Source organism: Streptomyces sp. NBC_01275, from assembly GCF_026340655.1.
Classification (GTDB): domain Bacteria; phylum Actinomycetota; class Actinomycetes; order Streptomycetales; family Streptomycetaceae; genus Streptomyces.
Window position 1 is genome coordinate 5,148,544 of record NZ_JAPEOZ010000001.1, and the last position, 17,698, is coordinate 5,166,241.

General features: G+C 71.3%; 15 protein-coding genes. 7 read left to right on the forward strand and 8 right to left on the reverse strand.

Annotated features, from left to right (window positions below):
* Positions 1-74: 74 nt before the first annotated feature.
* Positions 75-1,778 carry a PA14 domain-containing protein gene (locus OG562_RS22660; protein WP_266400610.1) on the reverse strand — a complete coding sequence of 568 codons (1,704 nt, stop codon included), beginning with the start codon at positions 1,776-1,778 and terminating at the stop codon, positions 75-77.
* A 322-nt stretch (positions 1,779-2,100) separates the two neighbouring features.
* On the opposite strand from OG562_RS22660, the gene OG562_RS22665 reads away from it, so the two are divergent.
* The gene (locus tag OG562_RS22665; protein ID WP_266400611.1) at positions 2,101-3,210 is read left to right on the forward strand and encodes a sugar ABC transporter substrate-binding protein; all 1,110 of its coding nucleotides are present in this window, start codon (positions 2,101-2,103) and stop codon (positions 3,208-3,210) included.
* A gap of 73 nt (positions 3,211-3,283) precedes the next feature.
* Here the strand turns inward: OG562_RS22665 and OG562_RS22670 are convergent, their stop codons facing one another.
* From OG562_RS22670 to OG562_RS22680, 3 genes are read right to left on the reverse strand one after another with little or no spacing between them, the layout of a single operon-like run.
* Positions 3,284-4,153, reverse strand: a complete 870-nt coding sequence (locus OG562_RS22670) for a transglutaminase family protein (RefSeq protein WP_266400612.1) — start codon at positions 4,151-4,153, stop codon at positions 3,284-3,286.
* Positions 4,154-4,158: 5 nt separating this feature from the next.
* Positions 4,159-5,091 carry an alpha-E domain-containing protein gene (locus OG562_RS22675; RefSeq protein ID WP_266400614.1) on the reverse strand — a complete coding sequence of 311 codons (933 nt, stop codon included), beginning with the start codon at positions 5,089-5,091 and terminating at the stop codon, positions 4,159-4,161.
* Positions 5,088-6,635 (reverse strand): circularly permuted type 2 ATP-grasp protein, encoded by a 1,548-nt coding sequence (locus OG562_RS22680; RefSeq protein ID WP_266400617.1) that lies wholly within the window; start codon positions 6,633-6,635, stop codon positions 5,088-5,090. The genes OG562_RS22675 and OG562_RS22680 overlap by 4 nt, the downstream gene beginning before the upstream one ends.
* Positions 6,636-6,975: 340 nt before the next feature.
* Here OG562_RS22680 and OG562_RS22685 point away from each other — a divergent pair, with 340 nt between their 5' ends.
* Positions 6,976-8,088 carry a LuxR family transcriptional regulator gene (locus OG562_RS22685; RefSeq protein ID WP_266400619.1) on the forward strand — a complete coding sequence of 371 codons (1,113 nt, stop codon included), beginning with the start codon at positions 6,976-6,978 and terminating at the stop codon, positions 8,086-8,088.
* On the opposite strand, the gene OG562_RS22690 is transcribed toward OG562_RS22685, so the two are convergent.
* Together OG562_RS22690 and OG562_RS22695 are read right to left on the reverse strand one after the other, a co-directional pair.
* Positions 7,982-9,037, reverse strand: a complete 1,056-nt coding sequence (locus OG562_RS22690; protein ID WP_266400620.1) for a helix-turn-helix transcriptional regulator — start codon at positions 9,035-9,037, stop codon at positions 7,982-7,984. The genes OG562_RS22685 and OG562_RS22690 overlap by 107 nt on opposite strands.
* 30 nt (positions 9,038-9,067) lie before the next feature.
* Positions 9,068-10,051: a helix-turn-helix transcriptional regulator gene (locus tag OG562_RS22695; protein WP_266400623.1), complete on the reverse strand. Its 984-nt coding sequence runs from the start codon at positions 10,049-10,051 to the stop codon at positions 9,068-9,070.
* Positions 10,052-10,195: 144 nt separating this feature from the next.
* Here OG562_RS22695 and OG562_RS22700 point away from each other — a divergent pair, with 144 nt between their 5' ends.
* Together OG562_RS22700 and OG562_RS22705 are read left to right on the forward strand one after the other, a co-directional pair.
* Positions 10,196-10,378, forward strand: a complete 183-nt coding sequence (locus OG562_RS22700; protein ID WP_266400625.1) for a hypothetical protein — start codon at positions 10,196-10,198, stop codon at positions 10,376-10,378.
* A 1-nt stretch (position 10,379) separates the two neighbouring features.
* Positions 10,380-10,718: a hypothetical protein gene (locus OG562_RS22705; protein ID WP_266400626.1), complete on the forward strand. Its 339-nt coding sequence runs from the start codon at positions 10,380-10,382 to the stop codon at positions 10,716-10,718.
* A gap of 174 nt (positions 10,719-10,892) precedes the next feature.
* Here the strand turns inward: OG562_RS22705 and OG562_RS22710 are convergent, their stop codons facing one another.
* Positions 10,893-11,306, reverse strand: a complete 414-nt coding sequence (locus OG562_RS22710) for a pyridoxamine 5'-phosphate oxidase family protein (protein WP_266400628.1) — start codon at positions 11,304-11,306, stop codon at positions 10,893-10,895.
* 153 nt (positions 11,307-11,459) lie between these two features.
* Here OG562_RS22710 and clpB point away from each other — a divergent pair, with 153 nt between their 5' ends.
* On the forward strand, positions 11,460-14,081 hold the full coding sequence (gene clpB / locus OG562_RS22715; RefSeq protein WP_266400629.1) for an ATP-dependent chaperone ClpB: 2,622 nt from the start codon (positions 11,460-11,462) through the stop codon (positions 14,079-14,081).
* 124 nt (positions 14,082-14,205) lie between these two features.
* Entirely contained in the window at positions 14,206-14,775 is a 570-nt protein-coding gene (locus OG562_RS22720) for a YbjN domain-containing protein (RefSeq protein WP_266400631.1), read from the forward strand.
* 3 nt (positions 14,776-14,778) lie between these two features.
* On the opposite strand, the gene OG562_RS22725 is transcribed toward OG562_RS22720, so the two are convergent.
* Positions 14,779-15,909: a mannosyltransferase family protein gene (locus OG562_RS22725; protein WP_266409464.1), complete on the reverse strand. Its 1,131-nt coding sequence runs from the start codon at positions 15,907-15,909 to the stop codon at positions 14,779-14,781.
* Between the two features lie 631 nt (positions 15,910-16,540).
* On the opposite strand from OG562_RS22725, the gene OG562_RS22730 reads away from it, so the two are divergent.
* Complete coding sequence (locus OG562_RS22730; protein ID WP_266400633.1) at positions 16,541-17,440, forward strand: hypothetical protein; 900 nt, start codon at positions 16,541-16,543, stop codon at positions 17,438-17,440.
* Positions 17,441-17,698 lie beyond the last annotated feature (258 nt).

A 17,698-nucleotide genomic window follows, 5' to 3' on the forward strand; every position in this document is an offset into this window, starting at 1 on the left:
GAAACGCGAAAGGGGCCCGGAGGAAGACCTCCGGGCCCCTTTCACGTCAGCAGGTTCGCGTCAGCAGGTTCGTGTCAGCGGCCGACGAAGAACTCCAGCGACGAACTCTGCTCGCCCTGACGCCCGTAGGCGTCCACCGCGTACGCGGTGACCGTGCAGGGGCCGTTGTAGGGCGGGGTCCAGGTGAGGGCCCCCGTGGTGGACAGTCGGACGCCGCTGGAGCCGCAGGCGCCCTCGATCTCCCAGGAGTACCCCTTCAGGCCCCGCTCCTCCTCGCCCGCGGCGGGCGCGGCGGTGACCTGGATGGCGGAGCGCGCCGGGATCCCCGTCGAGACCAGGGTCAGCCGGGGCGCGGCGGGGCCGGTCGCGGAGGCCGTGGAGAGGCGGTCGACGACGGCCTCGGTCGAGGGAGCCGACTCGGAGACGCCCGTGCCGTCGACGGCGGCGACGTAGTAGTACGCCTTGCCCTTCGGCGCGGTCGTGTCGTCGTAGGAGTAGGGGGACGACCCCGTGGCGGTGCTGCCGATCAGGGACCAGGCGGCGGTGGCCGACGCGCGCCGGTAGACGTGGAATCCGGTGACGTCCGCCGAGTCGGAGGCCGAGTCGGAGGCAGCGCCCGAGGTCCAGGTGACGGTCGTGGAGGTGTCGGACGGTGTGCCCTGGACGTCCGTCGGCGCGGGGGCGGCCGAGGCGACGGGACGGGTGACCGTCGCCGGGGCGGAGGCCGGTGCGACGTTCCCGACGGCGTCGACGGCCCGGACGGTGTAGCCGTACGCCGTCCCCGCCTCCGCCCGCACGTCCGTGAACGACGTACCGAACACGAGCTCGGGCCCGTCCGGGTCCTGCCCGCCCTCCGGCGCGCCCCACAGCTCGTAGTGGTCGACGTCCTTCGACGAAGAGGCCTGCCACACCAGTGAGTTGCCCGCCGTGGCGCCCGTCGCCGTCAGGCCGGTGACCTGGGCCGGTGCGGTCCGGTCCACCGTGACGACGGACCGGTCCGCCGAGCCCGCCGACTCGTTGCCCGCCTTGTCGTGGGCCCGCACCTCGTAGACGTACGTCTCGCCGGTCACCGGCAGGGTGGCGTCGGTGTACGTGGTGGCGGTGGTGGAGGCCAGCCGCTGCCACGCGCCGGCGCCCTGCGCCTTCCGGTAGACGCGGTACCCCGCGAGGTCCATCTCCTTGTTCTTCGCCCAGGTGAGCTTGGTCCTGCCGGTCGCCTGGGTGTACGTCGCGGAGGGCGTCGTCGGCGCGAGCGGCCTGACCTTGTCGACGCTCGCCGACGTCCGGGGCGCGTAGCCGAACTTGACCCTCGCGTTGCCGTTGTCCCAGTTGCGGTAGTCGACGCGCAGGGTGTGCTTGCCCTTGGACAGGGTGAGGTTGACGGTCTTGGACGCCGTCCTGCCCGTGTCCGACCACAGGAAGGCCTTGCGGTCGCCGTCGACGTACACCTGTACGTAGTCCTGCACCGACAGCGACAGCGCGAAGGGGCCGCCGGAGCCGAAGTCCCGGGTCATGGTCCAGCGGACGCCGAAGCCGTCCTTCGGCAGGCCGCGGGCCGGGGCCCCGGCGCCCCAGTTCTCGTTGACCGTGGCGTCGCAGTCGGTCTTCTTCGGGGTGCCGGAAAAAGTAGTGTTCGCGAAGAATTGCCGCTTGTACACCGGTGAGGTGCAGCTCGTCGCGGCCGAGGCGGGCGCGGCGGCGGCCGTCAGAAGGCCGCTCGTCGTGGCGATCGCGACGGCGGTCGCCGCCGCGGCCGTCGCGCGTCTTGCTGGGTTCATACGGTCCTCTGGTCGGGATCGCGGGCGGAAGGCCCGTCGTGATCACGACTCGCGAGGAACTGGGTTGGTTGTACGGGACTTTGCCGCGTCGTGAACCCGCGTCGGCCTCGCTCCGGCCCTCTTCCGATGGAGAGTCCGTAAAGAGAATCAGCTTCCCTCTTCGCGTCGTCTCCATGCGTCTTCCTCATCAAGCGGAGTGTGATGTTGCTACTTCGTTAAGTAGTTCCGCTTGACTCCGATGCGTGCCGCCGCGTTGTCTTTTGGGACACCTGGGTCACCATGCCGGACCCATGTCCGCAACGCACCTGAAGTGAGCACCTGAATGCGTCGTATCGCCATAGCCGTGGCCGCCTCCACGATGTCCCTCTCGCTCGCCGGGTGCGGCATGCTCGGCGCGTCGGGGGACAGCACCACCGCGACGCCGACGAAGAGCAACGACATCACCGTCGGCGTGCTGATGCCGGAGAAGACGAACACCCGGTACGCGGAGTTCGACTACCCGATCATCAAGGCGAAGGTCGCCGCCCTGACGCAGAACAAGGGCAAGACCGAGTACGTCAACGCCGACGGCGACGCGCCCACGCAGGACAGCCAGATGCAGAAGATGATCGACGACAAGGTCGACGTCATCCTGCTCGACGCGGTCGACTCGCACAAGATCGCCGCCATGGTGAAGAAGGCCAAGGAAGCGAACATCCCGGTCATCGCCTACGACCGTCTCGCCGAGGGCCCGATCGACGCGTACGTCTCCTTCGACAACGAGCTGGTCGGCGAGGTGCAGGGCCGCACCCTGGTGGAGGCCATCGGCAACGCCGACCTCAGCGACAAGATCGTCATGGTGAACGGCTCGCCCACCGACCCCAACGCCGGTCAGTTCAAGCAGGGCGCGCTCAACGAGCTCAACGGCCGGGTGACGATCGCGAAGACGTACGACACCGACAAGTGGAGCCCGGAGATCGCCCAGGCCAGCATGACGAAGGCGATCAACGCGATCGGCAAGGACAACATCGCCGGCGTCTACTCCGCCAACGACGCCATGGCCGGCGGCATCATCAAGGCGCTGGAGGCCGCGGGCGTCAGCGACGGCGACCTGCCCCCGATCACCGGCCAGGACGCCGAACTGGCGGCCGTGCAGCGGATCGTCGCCGGCGAGCAGTACATGAGCGTCTACAAGCCGTACCCCGGCGAGGCCGAGGCCGCCGCCGAGGCCGCCGTCGCCAAGGTCCAGGGCCGCGACATCCAGTTCGACGCCCTCACCCGCGACAAGGTCGACAGCCCGACCGACAAGGACATCCCGGCCAAGCTGGTGACCGTGGTCGCCCTGACCAAGAGCAACATCAAGGAGACCGTCGTCGCGGACGGCATCTACAAGGTCTCCGAGATCTGCACCGCCGCGTACAAGGCGGCCTGCGACGCCATCGGCCTGAAGTAGTCCCCGTAGGGGCCGCTCCCGTACGGGAACCTCCGTACGGGAACTCCCCTGCAGGAGCTCCCGTACGGGCCGCTCACGCCACCCGGGTGAACTCCACCGTAACCTCCGGCGGGCCGCCCGCGACGCCCCGGTAGACGCCCTTGTGCGGGGTGACGTCGTCGTAGTCGCGGCCGCGGCCGACCACCACATGGGACTCGTCGGCCCGGGTCCGGTTCGTGGGGTCGTAGCCGTGCCAGTCGCCCGCCCAGTACTCGACCCAGGCATGGCTCTGCCCGGCGACGGGCCGGTGCAGCTCCGCCTCCCGCTCGGGGTGCAGATAGCCCGAGACATAGCGGGTCGGCAGCCCCAGGCCGCGCAGCAGGGCGATCGTCAGGTGCGCGATGTCCTGGCAGACGCCCGCACCCTGCTCCCAGGCCTCGGCGGCCGAGGTGGTCACGCCGGTGGCGCCCGGGAGGTACGCCACCCGGTCGGCGACCAGCGAGGACACGGCCACCGCCGTCTCGTGCGGGTCCAGGCCCGCGGCCGCCTTGCGCGCCTTCTTCAGCACCTTCGGCGAGACCGAGGTGCGCGCGGTGGGGTTCGCGAACTCCAGCAGCCGGGAGTGCGCGGTGCGCTCGGCGATGTCCGGCCAGCCGGGGGCCGGCGGCAGCTCGCCCGGCGGGGCGGTCTCCACCAGGCTGGACGCCGTGATGGTGAGGTCCGCGTGCGGGTCCATCAGCTCGAACGCGGTGACCTGGGTGCCCCAGTAGTCCCAGTACGACCAGGTGGTGGCCGCCGGGCGGATGGTCACCCGGGCGTCCAGCGTGGTCTGTCCGGGCAGCGTCAGGGGGGTCATGCGGACCTCGTTGTGCGAGGAGACCGCGGCCTGCGCGTACGAGACACGGGTGGTGTGCCGGATGCGGAGCCGGCGCGTCGTGGGCGTGCTCATGCTGCTGGCGTTCATGCTGCTCACGCTCCTTCCTGGGCCCACACGACGGGCCCCTGGTGCGGGAAGAACCGCTCGGTCACGGCCTCCGCCGAGGCCATGCAGGCGGTCTGCAGGTCCCTCAGGAGGATGGGCAGCTGTTCTTCCAGAGCGGGCGAGTCGAGGTACTCGAGGCGGGTGCGCAGCCGACCGATGGGGCGCCGGGCGGGGTCCTGCCGGGGCCGGCCGAGTGCACTGAGGCACTCCTCCGCGGTGGTCAGCGCGTGCAGCGCCGAGCGCGGGAAGTCCCGGTCCAGGAGAAGGAATTCGGCCACCCGGGGGGTGTCCCCGAAGCCGCCGTACACCCGCGCGTACGCCTCGTCGGCACCCGACGCGCTCAACAACGTGGGCCAGTCGGGTGCGTGGGCGGCGTCCAGCACCCGTACCGACAGCAGCCGTACGGTCATGTCGACCCGCTCCAGGCTGCGGCCCAGCACCACGAACCGCCAGCTGTCGTCGCGGCTCATCGTGGAGTCGGCGAGCCCGAAGAACAGGGCGGCCCGGCTGCGCACCAGCTCCAGATAGCCGTAGGGGCCGGTACGGCGGGCCGCGCGGCGCTGGTCGGCGAGGGCGTGCCAGGTGGCGTTGAGGCACTCCCACATCGCCGAGGAGACGGCCTCGCGGGCGCTGCGGGCGTTGAGCCGGGCGGCGCCCAGGGCGCCCTCGATGGAGCAGGTGGAGCGGGCGTCGAAGGCCAGCTGGTCCAGGACCTGCTGCATGTCGACGGGGTCGGGGCCCGCGTCGACCCCGAGGATCGCGTACAGCGACCGGCAGGCCAGGTCCTCGTCGCGCCAAGGGTCCTCCAGCATGCGGTGGAGGTAGGCGTCGAGGATGCGCGCGGTGGCGTCGGCCCGTTCGACATAGCGGCCGGTCCAGGTCAACGCCTCCGCTATGCGGGAGAGGATCACGTCGTTCACTGCTGCTGCGCCCCTTCCTGTACGCCGGCGGGGGTGCCGTCGGGGCCGAGCTGACGGGGGGCGACGGCGGGCGGGGCGCCCTCGTCGGCGGATCGGGCGGGTCCCTCCGCGGGTCCCTCGGCGAGCACCCAGGTGTCCTTGGAGCCGCCGCCCTGGCTGGAGTTGACGATCAGGTTGCCCTCCTGGAGGGCGACCCGGGTGAGGCCGCCGGGCAGCACCCAGACGTCGTTGCCGTCGTTGACGGCGAACGGCCGCAGGTCGATGTGGCGGGGCGCCATGCGCTCGCCCGCCAGGGTGGGGGAGGTGGACAGGGCGACGGGCCGTTGGGCGATGAAGCCGCGCGGATCGGCGGCGACCGCCCTGCGCGTTCTCTCCAGGGTCTTGGCGTCGGCTTTCGGCCCGATGACGATGCCCTGCCCGCCGGCGCCGTCGACCGGCTTGACGACCAGCCGGTCGATCTGGTCGAGGACGGCCTCCAACTGGCCCGGCTCGTCCGGCCGGAACGACTCGACGTTGGGGAGAATCGGTTCCTCGGAGAGGTAGTAGCGGATGAGGTCCGGGACGTAGGTGTAGAGGAGTTTGTCGTCGGCGACGCCGTTGCCGACGGCGTTGGCGAGGGTGACGTTTCCGGCCACGGCGGCGCTCATGATGCCGGGGCAGCCGATCACCGAGTCGGGCCGGAAGTGCAGCGGATCCAGGAAGTCGTCGTCGAGCCGCCGGTAGACCACGTGCACCGGCACCTCCCCCCGGGTGGTGCGCATCCACACCCGGTTCCCGCGGCAGACCAGGTCGTGCCCCTCGACCAGCTGCACGCCCATCAGCCGGGCCAGCAGCGCGTGCTCGAAGTAGGCCGCGTTGCTGGGCCCGGGGGTCAGGACGACGACCCGGGGGTCCGCGGTCCGCTCGGGCGCGGCGGCGCGCAGGGCGGCCAGCAGCCGCGCCGGATACCCGTCGACGGGCACGACGTGCTGCCCGTCGAACAGGGACGGGAAGACCCGGGTCATGGCCCGCCGGTTCTCGATGACGTACGACACCCCGCTGGGCACCCGCACGTTGTCCTCCAGGACCCGGAAGTCCCCGGCCTCGTCGCGGACGAGGTCGATGCCGGCGACGTGGATGCGCACCCCGCCGGGCGGCTCCACGCCGTGCGCGGCCCGGTGGAAGTGCGCGGAGCCGAGCAGCAGCCGCCAGGGCACGACCCCGTCCTCGAAGGCGCGGCAGGGTCCGTAGGCGTCGGCGAGGTAGGCCTCCAGGGCTCTGACCCGCTGGCTCACGCCCCGTTGTATGAAATCCCATTCGAGGGCGTCGAGGATCCTGGGCACGAGATCCAGTGGCCAGGGACGTTCCTCGCCCGCGAAGGCGTAGGTCACGCCCCGGTCGGTGAACGCACGGGCCATCTGGTCCGCCCTGAAGCGCAGTTCACCTGGTTCGATCGGTTGCAGCGCCGCCAGCACCGGCTCATAGGCGGTCCTGACCTCACCCGGCCGTTCGAACATCTCGTCCCACGCGTCGGCCAACGCGTATGCGTCAAATATGTCCGCCATGAAAGGACGTTAGAGGCGGGACGTAACGCCACGATCACTCGAACATTTCCGCCAGCGCACGCGTGTGCGGAGGAAGGGCTCTGACCGGCCGGGCTCCCCCGTTGCCCGGCCGGGCCTCCTTCGGGTGGCGCACACCCGGGGAAGCGGAACCAACGATGCACCCGGCGTGCGCCCGCGCACCACCGTCAGCTTGTTGCAGTGCGAGGGGCGGAGGCCGGGAGAAACCCCTGTATACGGGTTGTTTTCCGCCGCGTTGGCGGGGGGCGCCGTGTTGCGGAGCCGGTCCGCTCCGCGCATAGTTGCGGTCCGGAAGAGGCGTACGGCGGGAGTGGGATGGGCGATGGCCGGGCACGGGGAGGAGCACCCGCACGGTGCTGACCGACTGTGCGAGGCCGGGGATCGCGTGTATTCCCGGGCCGTACGGCGGGGCAGGGTGCCGCGTCCCGACGCCGAACCGGTGCCGTGCCTCCTGGACCTGGCCCTCCTGCATCCGGACCCCGACGACATGGAATGGCTGGTGCCGACCTCCCCGCAGGAGGTCATGACCCGGCTGCTGCACGGGCTGTACGACGAGGTCAGCGCGAGCCGGCGCAGGATGGGCTCGGCGGTCGCGGCCTTCGAGTGGTACGCGGGTCTGGGCGGTCCGGCGCAGGGCGCCGGCGCCGGGGAGGGCGCGGCGATCCGGGTGCTGGACGGCGCCTCCCGCATCCAGGCCGCCCTGGACGCGGCGACCCAGGCGTGCACGACGGAGGTGCTGACCGTGCAGCCCGGCGGCATCCGGCGTGAGCACGAGCTCTCCGAGGGGCTGCACCGGGCGCTGGAGCTGCGCGGGCGGGGCGTGCGCATGCGCGACCTCTACAACCATGTGGCCCGGCACGGCCAGGGCCTGCTGAACTACCTGGAGCTGATGGGCGAGGCGGTGGAGGCCCGCACCCTGGACGAGGTCATCGACCGGCTGATCCTCTTCGACCGCAAGGTCGCCTTCATCCCCGCGAACGCCGACCGCACGATGGCCCTCGAACTGCGCCACCCGGCGCTGATCTCCTACCTGGTCACGGTCTTCGAGCGGCTGTGGCGGCTGGCGGTCCCGCTGACCGCGGCCCTGCCCGACACCCGTATCGAGGGCATCTCGCACCGGGAGCAGTCCATCGCCGCGCTGCTCGCGGAGGGGCACCAGGACGCGGTGATCGCGGAGCGGCTCGGCATCAGCGTGCGCACCTGCCGGGCGCACATCGCCCGGCTCTCGGAGACCCTGGGCGCGGCGAGCCGTGCCCAGCTCGGGGTGCGCATCGCCCAGGTGGGCCTGGACCGGCCGCCCCGGGGCGAGGACCGGGACGCGGCTGAGGTCAGCCTTCCGGTTCCAGGCGGTCGTGAGGTTCCCGGCGGGCCTGGTCGTCCCGGTGTTCCCGGAGGTCCTGGTGTTCCTGGTCAAGGATCCCCGACTGCCCGATGAGGTAGCCGAGTTGGGCGCGGCTGTCGCTGCCGAGGGTGGCGGCGAGCTTGGCGATGTGGACGCGGGCGGTGCGGACGTTCATGCCGAGGCGGGCGGCGATGACGGCGTCGGTGTGGCCCTCGACCAGGAGCGCGGCGATGGCGTGCTGCCGCCGGGTGACGCCGTTGAGTGAGGGGTGCTGGACGGCCTGGGGGTACATGGGGGTGGCGAGGCGCCAGAGGCGGTCGAAGGTGGTGGCGAAGTAGTCGATCAGCGCGGGGTGGCGCACTTCGAGGGCCATGGTGCGGTCGGCGTTCGCGGGGATGAAGGCGACCGTCCGGTCGATGACGATCAGGCGCTCGGTGACCTCGTCCAGGCTGCGGGCCTCCGCGTCGCCCCTCAGCTGCTCGTAGCGGGCCAGGACGGTGGGCGCGTGCCGGGTGGTGTGCTGGTAGAGGGTGCGGATGCGGCCGCCGCGGTCCAGGAAGGCCTGGTCGCGGACCATGGCCTGGTCGTGGGAGCGGGGCAGTGCGCCGGGGTGTTCGCCGCGGGGCTGGATGGCGAGGATCTCCTCGGCGGCGTCCGCGATGGCCTCGGTGAGGGCCAGGTTGATCGGGGCGTAGCCGCTGAGCAGGCTGATGGCGGGGGTGTCCGCGACCTGCGTGCCGCGCTCGCGCAGCCGGATGAACGGGTCGAAGACGTCGACCAGCCGGGCTTCGCGGCGGCGTTCCCCCGCGATGCGGTTCTCCGCCGTCACCAGATGGCGGTGCAGGGCGACGGTGGGCGCGACGGGCTCGAGCAGGTCGGGGTCGTCGACGGAGGGGTGCAGCAGGCCGAACTCGAGCAGACAGGGGACGGCGTCGGCGTCCGCCAGGGCCAGCCGGCCCTCGCTCAGTGCCCGTTCGTACGTCCGTCTGCCCTCGGCGCACAGTTCCTCCACGCCGTGATCCGTGTGCGGGGCCGGGGTCACTCGGAGCTTCTCTCCTGTGTCGGGGGCCGGTCAGTGCTCGCGGTCCAGGATCCCGGACTGGGCGATGAGGTAGCCGAGTTGGGCTCGGCTGCCGCTGCCCAGGGAGGTGGCCAGCTTGGCGATGTGGGCGCGGCAGGTGCGCACGTTCATGCCCAGGCGGCGGGCGATGGCCTCGTCGACGTGGCCCTCGATGAGCAGCTTGGCGATGGAGTGCTGGATGTCGGTGATGCCGTCGGCGGCGGTCTCGTAGGGCGTGCCGGCGGTCAGCGGGACGGCGCGGCCCCACATGAACTCGAAGACCTTGATCAGGTAGCCGACGAGACCGGGGTGGCGCAGTTCGAGGGCGACCTGGCGGTCGTCCCGGATGGGGATGAAGGCCACCGCCTCGTCGCAGATGATGAGGCGCTCGACGAGTTCGTCGATGGTGCGGTACTCCGCCTTGCCGTCGGCGAACCGGTCCACGTAGGCCAGGCGCGCGGGGCTGTAGCGGGCGGTGTGCTGGTAGAGGGTGCGGATGCGCACGCCCCGGTCCACCAGGGTCCGGTCGCGCTCCAGGCCCTCGATGACCCGGTGCTCGGGGTGGCGGGCGCTGGGCTGGACCGTGAGCATCTCGTTCTGGCACTGGTCCGTGGCCAGGTCGAGGGCCGCGTTGATGCGGTCGAGGCCCTCCAGCACGGTGATCGAGTGGGTGGGGGCGGCGGGCTGGGCGCTGAGGTCCATGAACGGTTCGAAGACCTCGGCGAGTTCGACCGAGGTCCGTCTGCGCTCGGAGATCTCGCGTTCGATCGTATTGAGCCGCTGTGCCAGGGCGACCGACGCGGGAACGGGACGCAGCCAGTTCGCGTCATCAGGGTCGGGGTGCAGCAAGGCGAACTCCATCAGGCAGGGGACGGCGTCCACCTCGGCGCGGGCGATACGTCCGGTGCTCAGGGCGTTCGCGTAGAGGCGCTCTCCTTCGGCGCACAGTTCAGTGATGGCGTGGGGATGTGTCTCCTTAGCCCGATTTGTTGTCAAATCTCCACCCCCCAGGGTCCTGAACATGCAGGAACATGATGCACTGATTGTGTGGCCATGACGTGCCTGAATGAGCCATCGTCTTATCCGACGGGGGAATGAGGGGACCATCAAGTGAGGACGAAGCCGACTATGCCAAAGAGAATGCTTCGCTCGGTGCTTGTCGCCGCCTTCTCCACCGTCGTGGCCATCGGAACTCTGGGTGGCCTCGCCGTGGCGAAGGGTGACGCACGGGCGGACGGTGCGAGTCCGGCCACGGTGGTGGTGGCCGCCGCTCCTGGCGGTGAGGACACGTCGGTTCACACAGACGACAGCATCTGGTCCTGAGATGACGACTCCTCCGGACGACCGCTCCTTCCGCCGCGAGATGGCCACCGCCTACCGCTCCGGCTGGCACTTCATCGACCTGGTCACCGCCATCCCCCACAGCGGCGACTCGTTGATGGTGACCGTGTTCGGCGAGCCGGTCGTCGTGACGCGGGACGAGGAGGACGACGTACGGGCGTATCGGTGTCTGCGACGGCCTCGGGGGGCGCCGCAGCCCGTGAGGTGCGCCATCCGGTACGGAATGATCTTCGTCAACCTCGACCAGCGCGACCACCGACTGGCGGAGCCGACCGCCTCGGACGCCCCACGAACCATCTCAGCCACCCCCCGCAGTGCCTGACGCGATTCCCCCGTCGTAACAGATCGCCTCAGGCGCTTCCCCCCGCAGCGGCGTCACCGTGACCTGAACACGGTGACGCCGCTGCAGTTTGTGGCGACATTTCCGGCTATCGACCTGCCGAGCGGTGGCTGAAAATCGATGGAGCGTCGGAGAGCCGCCAGGGGCGGAATCCGGTCAGCCCCGCCCCATCGCCCGCGTCAGTTCGATCTCGATCGCCACGCGCGTCGGATTCGGGCCCGGAGTGCGCCCGTAACGCTCGGCGTACCGGCGCACCGCGTCCGCGACCCGCTCCGGGTCCGTGCGGACGAAGGCGCGACCCTCCAGGGTGGCCCAGCGCCCCCGGTCCACCTGGCAGACCGCCACCCGGGCCCCGTCCGGGCCCGCCGCCAGGATGTTGCCCACCTTCGTGCTCGCCTTGTCGGCGATGACCCGGGCCAGTCGCTCCTCGGGGTCGTAGGTCACTCCTACCGGAACGACGTGCGGGCTGCCGTCCGGGCGTGGTGTCGTCAGAGTGCACAGATGCCATTCGCGCCAGAAGGCGAGGTACGAAGCGTCGGGAGCGCCGGGGTCCTGCTGAGAGGTGGCCATGCATCCGGAATCTAGCGGCACGCCGGCCCGCTCCGGCGCCTCTGCGGAACCTCTCTGAACCTTGAGTGGAATAGACTCAACTTTGTGTACGCTGATTGAGTCAGTGCTCATGGACTGTTGATGGACGGCTGACGCCAGGAGGAGACAGCGAACGTGGACGCAGAGCTGACCAACCGGAGCCGGGAAGCGATCCAGGCGGCCGGCAACCGTGCCCTGTCCGAGGGCAACCCCGACCTCACCCCCGTGCACCTGCTGCTCGCGCTGCTCCAGGGCAAGGACAACGAGAACATCACCGACCTGCTCGTCGCCGTGGACGCCGACCAGGCCGCCGTCCGGGCCGGCGCGGAGCAGGTGCTCGGCTCGCTGCCCAGCGTGGCCGGGTCCACGGTCGCGCCCCCGCAGCCCAACCGCGAGCTGCTCGCCGTGCTCGCCGACGCGCAGAACCGGGCGAGCGACCTCGGCGACGAGTATCTGTCCACCGAGCACCTGCTGATCGGCGTCGCCGCCAAGGGCGGGCAGGCCGGCGACGTGCTCACCCGGCAGGGGGCGACCCCGAAGCTGCTGCTGGAGGCCTTCCGCAAGGCCCGCGGCGGACGCCGGGTGACCAGCGCCGACCCCGAGGGGCAGTACAAGGCCCTGGAGAAGTTCGGCACCGACTTCACCGCAGCCGCCCGCGAGGGCAAGCTCGACCCGGTCATCGGGCGCGACCAGGAGATCCGCCGGGTCGTCCAGGTCCTCTCCCGCCGCACGAAGAACAACCCCGTCCTCATCGGCGAGCCCGGCGTCGGCAAGACCGCCGTCGTCGAGGGGCTGGCCCAGCGGATCGTCAAGGGAGACGTGCCCGAGTCCCTCAAGGACAAGCGGCTGGTCGCGCTCGACCTGGGCGCGATGGTCGCGGGCGCCAAGTACCGGGGCGAGTTCGAAGAGCGCCTGAAGACCGTCCTGGCCGAGATCAAGGGCTCCGACGGGCAGATCATCACCTTCATCGACGAGCTGCACACCGTCGTCGGGGCCGGCGCGGGCGGCGACTCCGCCATGGACGCCGGCAACATGCTCAAGCCCATGCTGGCCCGCGGCGAGCTGCGCATGGTCGGCGCGACCACCCTCGACGAGTACCGGGAGCGGATCGAGAAGGACCCCGCCCTGGAGCGCCGCTTCCAGCAGGTGCTGGTGGCCGAGCCCAGCGTCGAGGACACCATCGCCATCCTGCGCGGACTCAAGGGCCGCTACGAGGCCCACCACAAGGTGCAGATCGCGGACGCCGCCCTGGTCGCCGCCGCCACCCTCTCCGACCGCTACATCACCTCCCGCTTCCTCCCCGACAAGGCCATCGACCTCGTCGACGAGGCCGCCTCCCGGCTGCGCATGGAGATCGACTCCTCGCCCGTCGAGATCGACGAACTCCAGCGCGTCGTCGACCGGTTGAAGATGGAGGAGCTCGCCCTCGACAAGGAGACCGACGCCGCCTCCCGCGAGCGGCTGGAGAAGCTGCGCCGCGACCTCGCCGACAAGGAGGAGGAACTGCGCGGCCTCAACGCCCGCTGGGAGAAGGAGAAGCAGTCCCTCAACCGGGTCGGCGAGCTGAAGGAGAAGCTCGACGAACTGCGCGGCCAGGCCGAACGCGCCCAGCGCGACGGCGACTTCGACACCGCCAGCAAGCTGCTGTACGGCGAGATCCCGACCCTGGAACGCGATCTGGAGGTCGCCTCGCAGGCCGAGGAGGAGGCCGCGAAGGACACCATGGTCAAGGACGAGGTCGGCTCGGACGACATCGCCGACGTCGTCGCCTCCTGGACCGGCATCCCGGCCGGCCGCCTCCTCGAGGGCGAGACGCAGAAGCTGCTGCGCATGGAGGACGAGCTGGGCCGCCGGCTCATCGGCCAGCGCGAGGCGGTCCAGGCCGTCTCCGACGCCGTACGCCGCTCCCGCGCCGGCATCTCCGACCCCGACCGCCCCACCGGCTCCTTCCTCTTCCTCGGCCCGACCGGCGTCGGCAAGACCGAGCTGGCCAAGGCGCTCGCCGACTTCCTCTTCGACGACGAGCGCGCCATGATCCGCATCGACATGTCGGAGTACGGCGAGAAGCACAGCGTCGCCCGCCTCGTCGGCGCGCCCCCCGGCTACGTCGGCTACGAGGAGGGCGGCCAGCTCACCGAGGCGGTGCGCAGGCGGCCGTACAGCGTGGTGCTGCTGGACGAGGTGGAGAAGGCGCATCCGGAGGTCTTCGACGTCCTGCTCCAGGTGCTCGACGACGGACGGCTGACCGACGGACAGGGCCGCACGGTCGACTTCCGCAACACGATCCTGGTGCTGACCTCCAACCTGGGCAGCCAGTACCTGGTCGACCCGGTCCCGACGGAGGCGGAGAAGAAGGCGAGGGTCCTGGAGGTGGTCCGGTCGTCCTTCAAGCCCGAGTTCCTCAACCGGCTGGACGACCTGGTCGTCTTCTCGGCCCTGAACACGCAGGAGCTGAGCCGGATCGCCCGGCTCCAGGTCGACCGCCTGGCCAAGCGGCTGGCCGAACGCCGGCTCACCCTGGAGGTCAGCGAGGCGGCCCTGGCCTGGCTCGCCGCCGAGGGCAACGACCCGGCGTACGGCGCCCGGCCGCTGCGCCGGCTGGTCCAGACGGCCATCGGCGACCGGCTCGCCAAGGAGATCCTGGCCGGCGAGGTCAAGGACGGGGACACGGTCCGGGTGGACGCCTTCGGCGAGGGTCTGATCGTCGGCCCGGCCATGGCGGAGCCTCTCGGGGGGACCCCTGAAAAAACCCTCTGAGCACGCCCTGAGCACGCCCTGAGCGGAATTCCGCCAACCGGAGGTGAACCCTGGGGGGCGGGGCTTGCCACCCCCCTCCCCGGATGGGGGAGGATGGCGGGATCCGTACGAAGGGAAAATCACGGTGAGCATCGACCCGTCCTCGATTCCGAACTTCGGGGGCCAGCCCGAGCCGCAGCCCCAGGGTGGACCGGCGGGCCCCGTCGTCCCGGATCAGGACCTCGTGAAGCAGCTCCTCGACCAGATGGAGCTGAAGTACGTCGTCGACGACGAGGGTGACCTCGCGGCGCCGTGGGAGGAGTTCCGTACGTACTTCATGTTCCGCGGCGAGGGGGACCAGGCGGTCTACTCGGTGCGGACGTTCTACGACCGGCCCCACGGGATCGACGACAAGGCACAGCTGCTGGAGTCGATCGACGACTGGAACCGGCGCACCCTGTGGCCCAAGGTCTACACCCACACCCACGACGACGGCACCGTCCGCCTCATCGGCGAGGCGCAGCTGCTGATCGGCGCCGGGGTGAACATCGAGCTGTTCGTCTCCTCGACGGTCAGCTGGGTGCGGGCGGCCATCGAGTTCGACAAGTGGCTCGTGGAGCAGCTCGGCCTGGAGAAGGACGCCGAGGGCGCCGACGACGCGGAGGACAAGCCCGAGGACGGCGCCACCGGCGACGAGGGCGACGCGCAGGGCTGACGCCTACAGCGGTGTGCGCGCGAGAACCAGCAGGTACGCGCCGTACGCGAACGAGAGCCCGGCCAGGGACGCGACCACCGCGGTCGCGTGCCAGGGCCGGGCTCTGGCCGTCCGGGCCAGCGCCGCCGCCAGCGGCAGCAGCAGCGGGAAGGCCGGCAGCAGAAAGCGCGGCTTGGACTCGAAGAACCCCGACCCGCCGAGCGCCACCAGCAGCAGTACGCCGCTGTAGACCAGCAGCGGCAGCGGGGTGCGGTCGGCCGCCAGCAGCGCGAACAGCAGCAGCGCCGCCGCGACGATCACCATCGTCATGGGGAAGACGAAGCGCTCCCCGTCCAGCAGCACGTGACGGACGAAGCCGAGCGCGCCGCGGCCGAAGTCGAAACGCGAGCCCCACAGCCGCTGCACCGCGAAGTACCCGTGCAGCGGATCGCCCTCGCGCACGCCCACCCACAGCACGTATCCGGCCCAGCCGAGCGGGGCGAGCGCCGCGCCCGTCCACAGCCTGTGGGTAACTTTTCGCAGCCGCCGACGCTCCCGCCACACCACGCACCCCGCCCCGGCGATCACCGCCGCCGCCACCGCGACCCCGTTGGGCCGGGCCAGCCCCGCGAGCGCGGCCAGCGTGCCCGCCCACAGCCAGTGCCCGCGCAGCACCGCGTACAGCGACCACGCGGCGAGGGCGGTGAGCAGCGGTTCCGTGTACGCCATCGTCAGCACGACCGAGTGCGGCAGCAGGCCCCACAGCAGCACCAGCGCCGTCGCGACGGTCCGGCCGCGCAGCAGCGCGCCCAGCCGGTAGATGCCGCAGGCGGCCACCGCGGCCGCCGTCCAGGACACCAGCAGGCCCGCCGCGCCCCCGCTGAGCGGGCTCAGCTCGCTCGCCGCGCGCACCAGCGCCGGGTAGAGCGGGAAGAACGCCAGGTCGCTGTGGACGACGCCGGGCCGGAACTCCTGGGTCCGCCCGTAACCGTGGGCGGCGATCCGCAGGTACCACATGGAGTCCCAGGACGTGCCGAGCAGCGCCAACGGCTGCTTTCCCGTGGCCAGGGCCGCCAGGGCGAGCACGACGGCTCCGGCGAGCCGGGCGGCGGCGAACAGCCCGAGCGCGACGGCCGTGGCGCGCAGCGGCCGCAGCCGGGCCCGGACGTCGGCGCCGGAACCGGTGCCTGGACCGGCACCTGGACCGGCACCGGGACCGGCCTCGGGGTCGGACTGCGTGACGGCGTGCGGGCCGAGCGTGCTGACGTGGGTCACAACCGCACTGTGCAGGGCGACACGGGACGACGCGAGCAGGGAGCGGCCGGGCGGGTGAGGGGACTTGACGGGGCGTCGGACGCCGACGGCGCGTCGGGAGGCGGAGGCGACGGCGCGTCGGGAGGCGGAGGCGACGGTATGTCCGGAGAGGGGGCGACGGTACGTCGGGTTCGAAGCCGACTCCTGCTCTGCCTTCACAGGAGTTGAAGGCCGGGCGTCACCGTCCCTGAGGCGGCCGGGCCCCGGCCGCCGTCCGCCTTCCGGGCTCACCGGACCCTTGTCCGCGAGGGTCCGGCGGGCCACTGACCTCCTGAAAGAACCGGGGGAAAGAACTGCCCGCCCGCCCACCCTCCCCGGCCGCGAAGCCCACGTCACCCGTCCGAGTGACCAGCTTGCGGGTTTGGGACACGGACGGTTACGTTCGCCGCGACAACCACAGACAAATTCGGCCCCCGGCCGGGATTGGCGTCCCGATCGAGGGCCTGACCAACCAGGAAGCAAGCCCTTCCCGATGGCTGACTCGCAGTCTAACGTGCCTTTGCGCGCCGATGCCGGAGCTCCGACCTCCGGCGTGATCCATGTCCGCACCCGCCTCACGGCCGACTTCACCGTGATCTCCAACGCCCTCGCCCAGCGACGCGGCAGCGCGGTCACGGTGGGCGTCGCGGCGTACATCTCCTCCCTGCCCACCGGCACCCCCGTGACCATCTCAGCCCTGTGCGAGCACTTCAGCGAGGGCGAGATCCTGATCTCGCGGGCACTCAGGGAACTTGAAGCGGCTGGTTACCTGGAGCGCCGCCGAGAGCGAACGTCCACCGGGCAGGTCCGTACCCGGACGTACTTCTACGACGTACCCGGCGGCGAACCGGACCTGGATCCGGATCCGGACGGGCCCCCCGAGCCGCCGAAGCCGCGTCGGCCCCGCATGCAGCCCGCCGCCGCTGCGGTCACACCCGCGTCCGCGCCCGTGGAGGAGACGGCGGCCGCGCCCGTGCAGGCCGAGGCCGAGACGCAGATCTCGCTCGTCGACGCAGACCCGCGGGCCGTCGCCGTACTCGCCGCCCTGCGCCGGGTCGACCCCCGCCTCGTCCTGTCGGTGCAGGAAGCCGCCCGCCTCGCCCCGGCCGTCACCCGGTGGCTCACGGCAGGCCTCCTGCCCACACAGATCACCGACCACCTCACCGCACGGCTCCCGGACCGCTTCCTGACCCGCCCGGTCGGCATCCTCGCCTACCGGCTCAAGGAGACACCTTTTTCCCTGCCCGCACCGGCCGGAAGCGCGGAACCCCCCGTACGACCGGCGGTCGTACCCATGCGGAACTGCGACGGCTGCGATCGGGGGTTCCGCGCGACGGAACCCGGCCGTTGCCGGGACTGCCGATCCGGGAACCGTCTCCGCGCGGCGGGCTGAGCCGGTGGCCGGGCCTGTGGTCCACCTACAGGTGGAAGCCCTTAGCTGGCGAGTGAGTCTTGGCCTGTTCCTGTACCGAAGGGCACCTTTGCCTGGGCCGGAGGGCAAAGTCGGCAGCTCAACCGGGTGCTGATGCCGGTCGTGCCGTTGCGGTAGGTGCGGCGGCGCCCAGGTGCTTTCAGCCACTGCGCCCTGTGCCGCGAGCGCAGCGTGCCCAGGCCAGGCCCTCGCGATGCGCCGGTGACAACCGACTTGTGA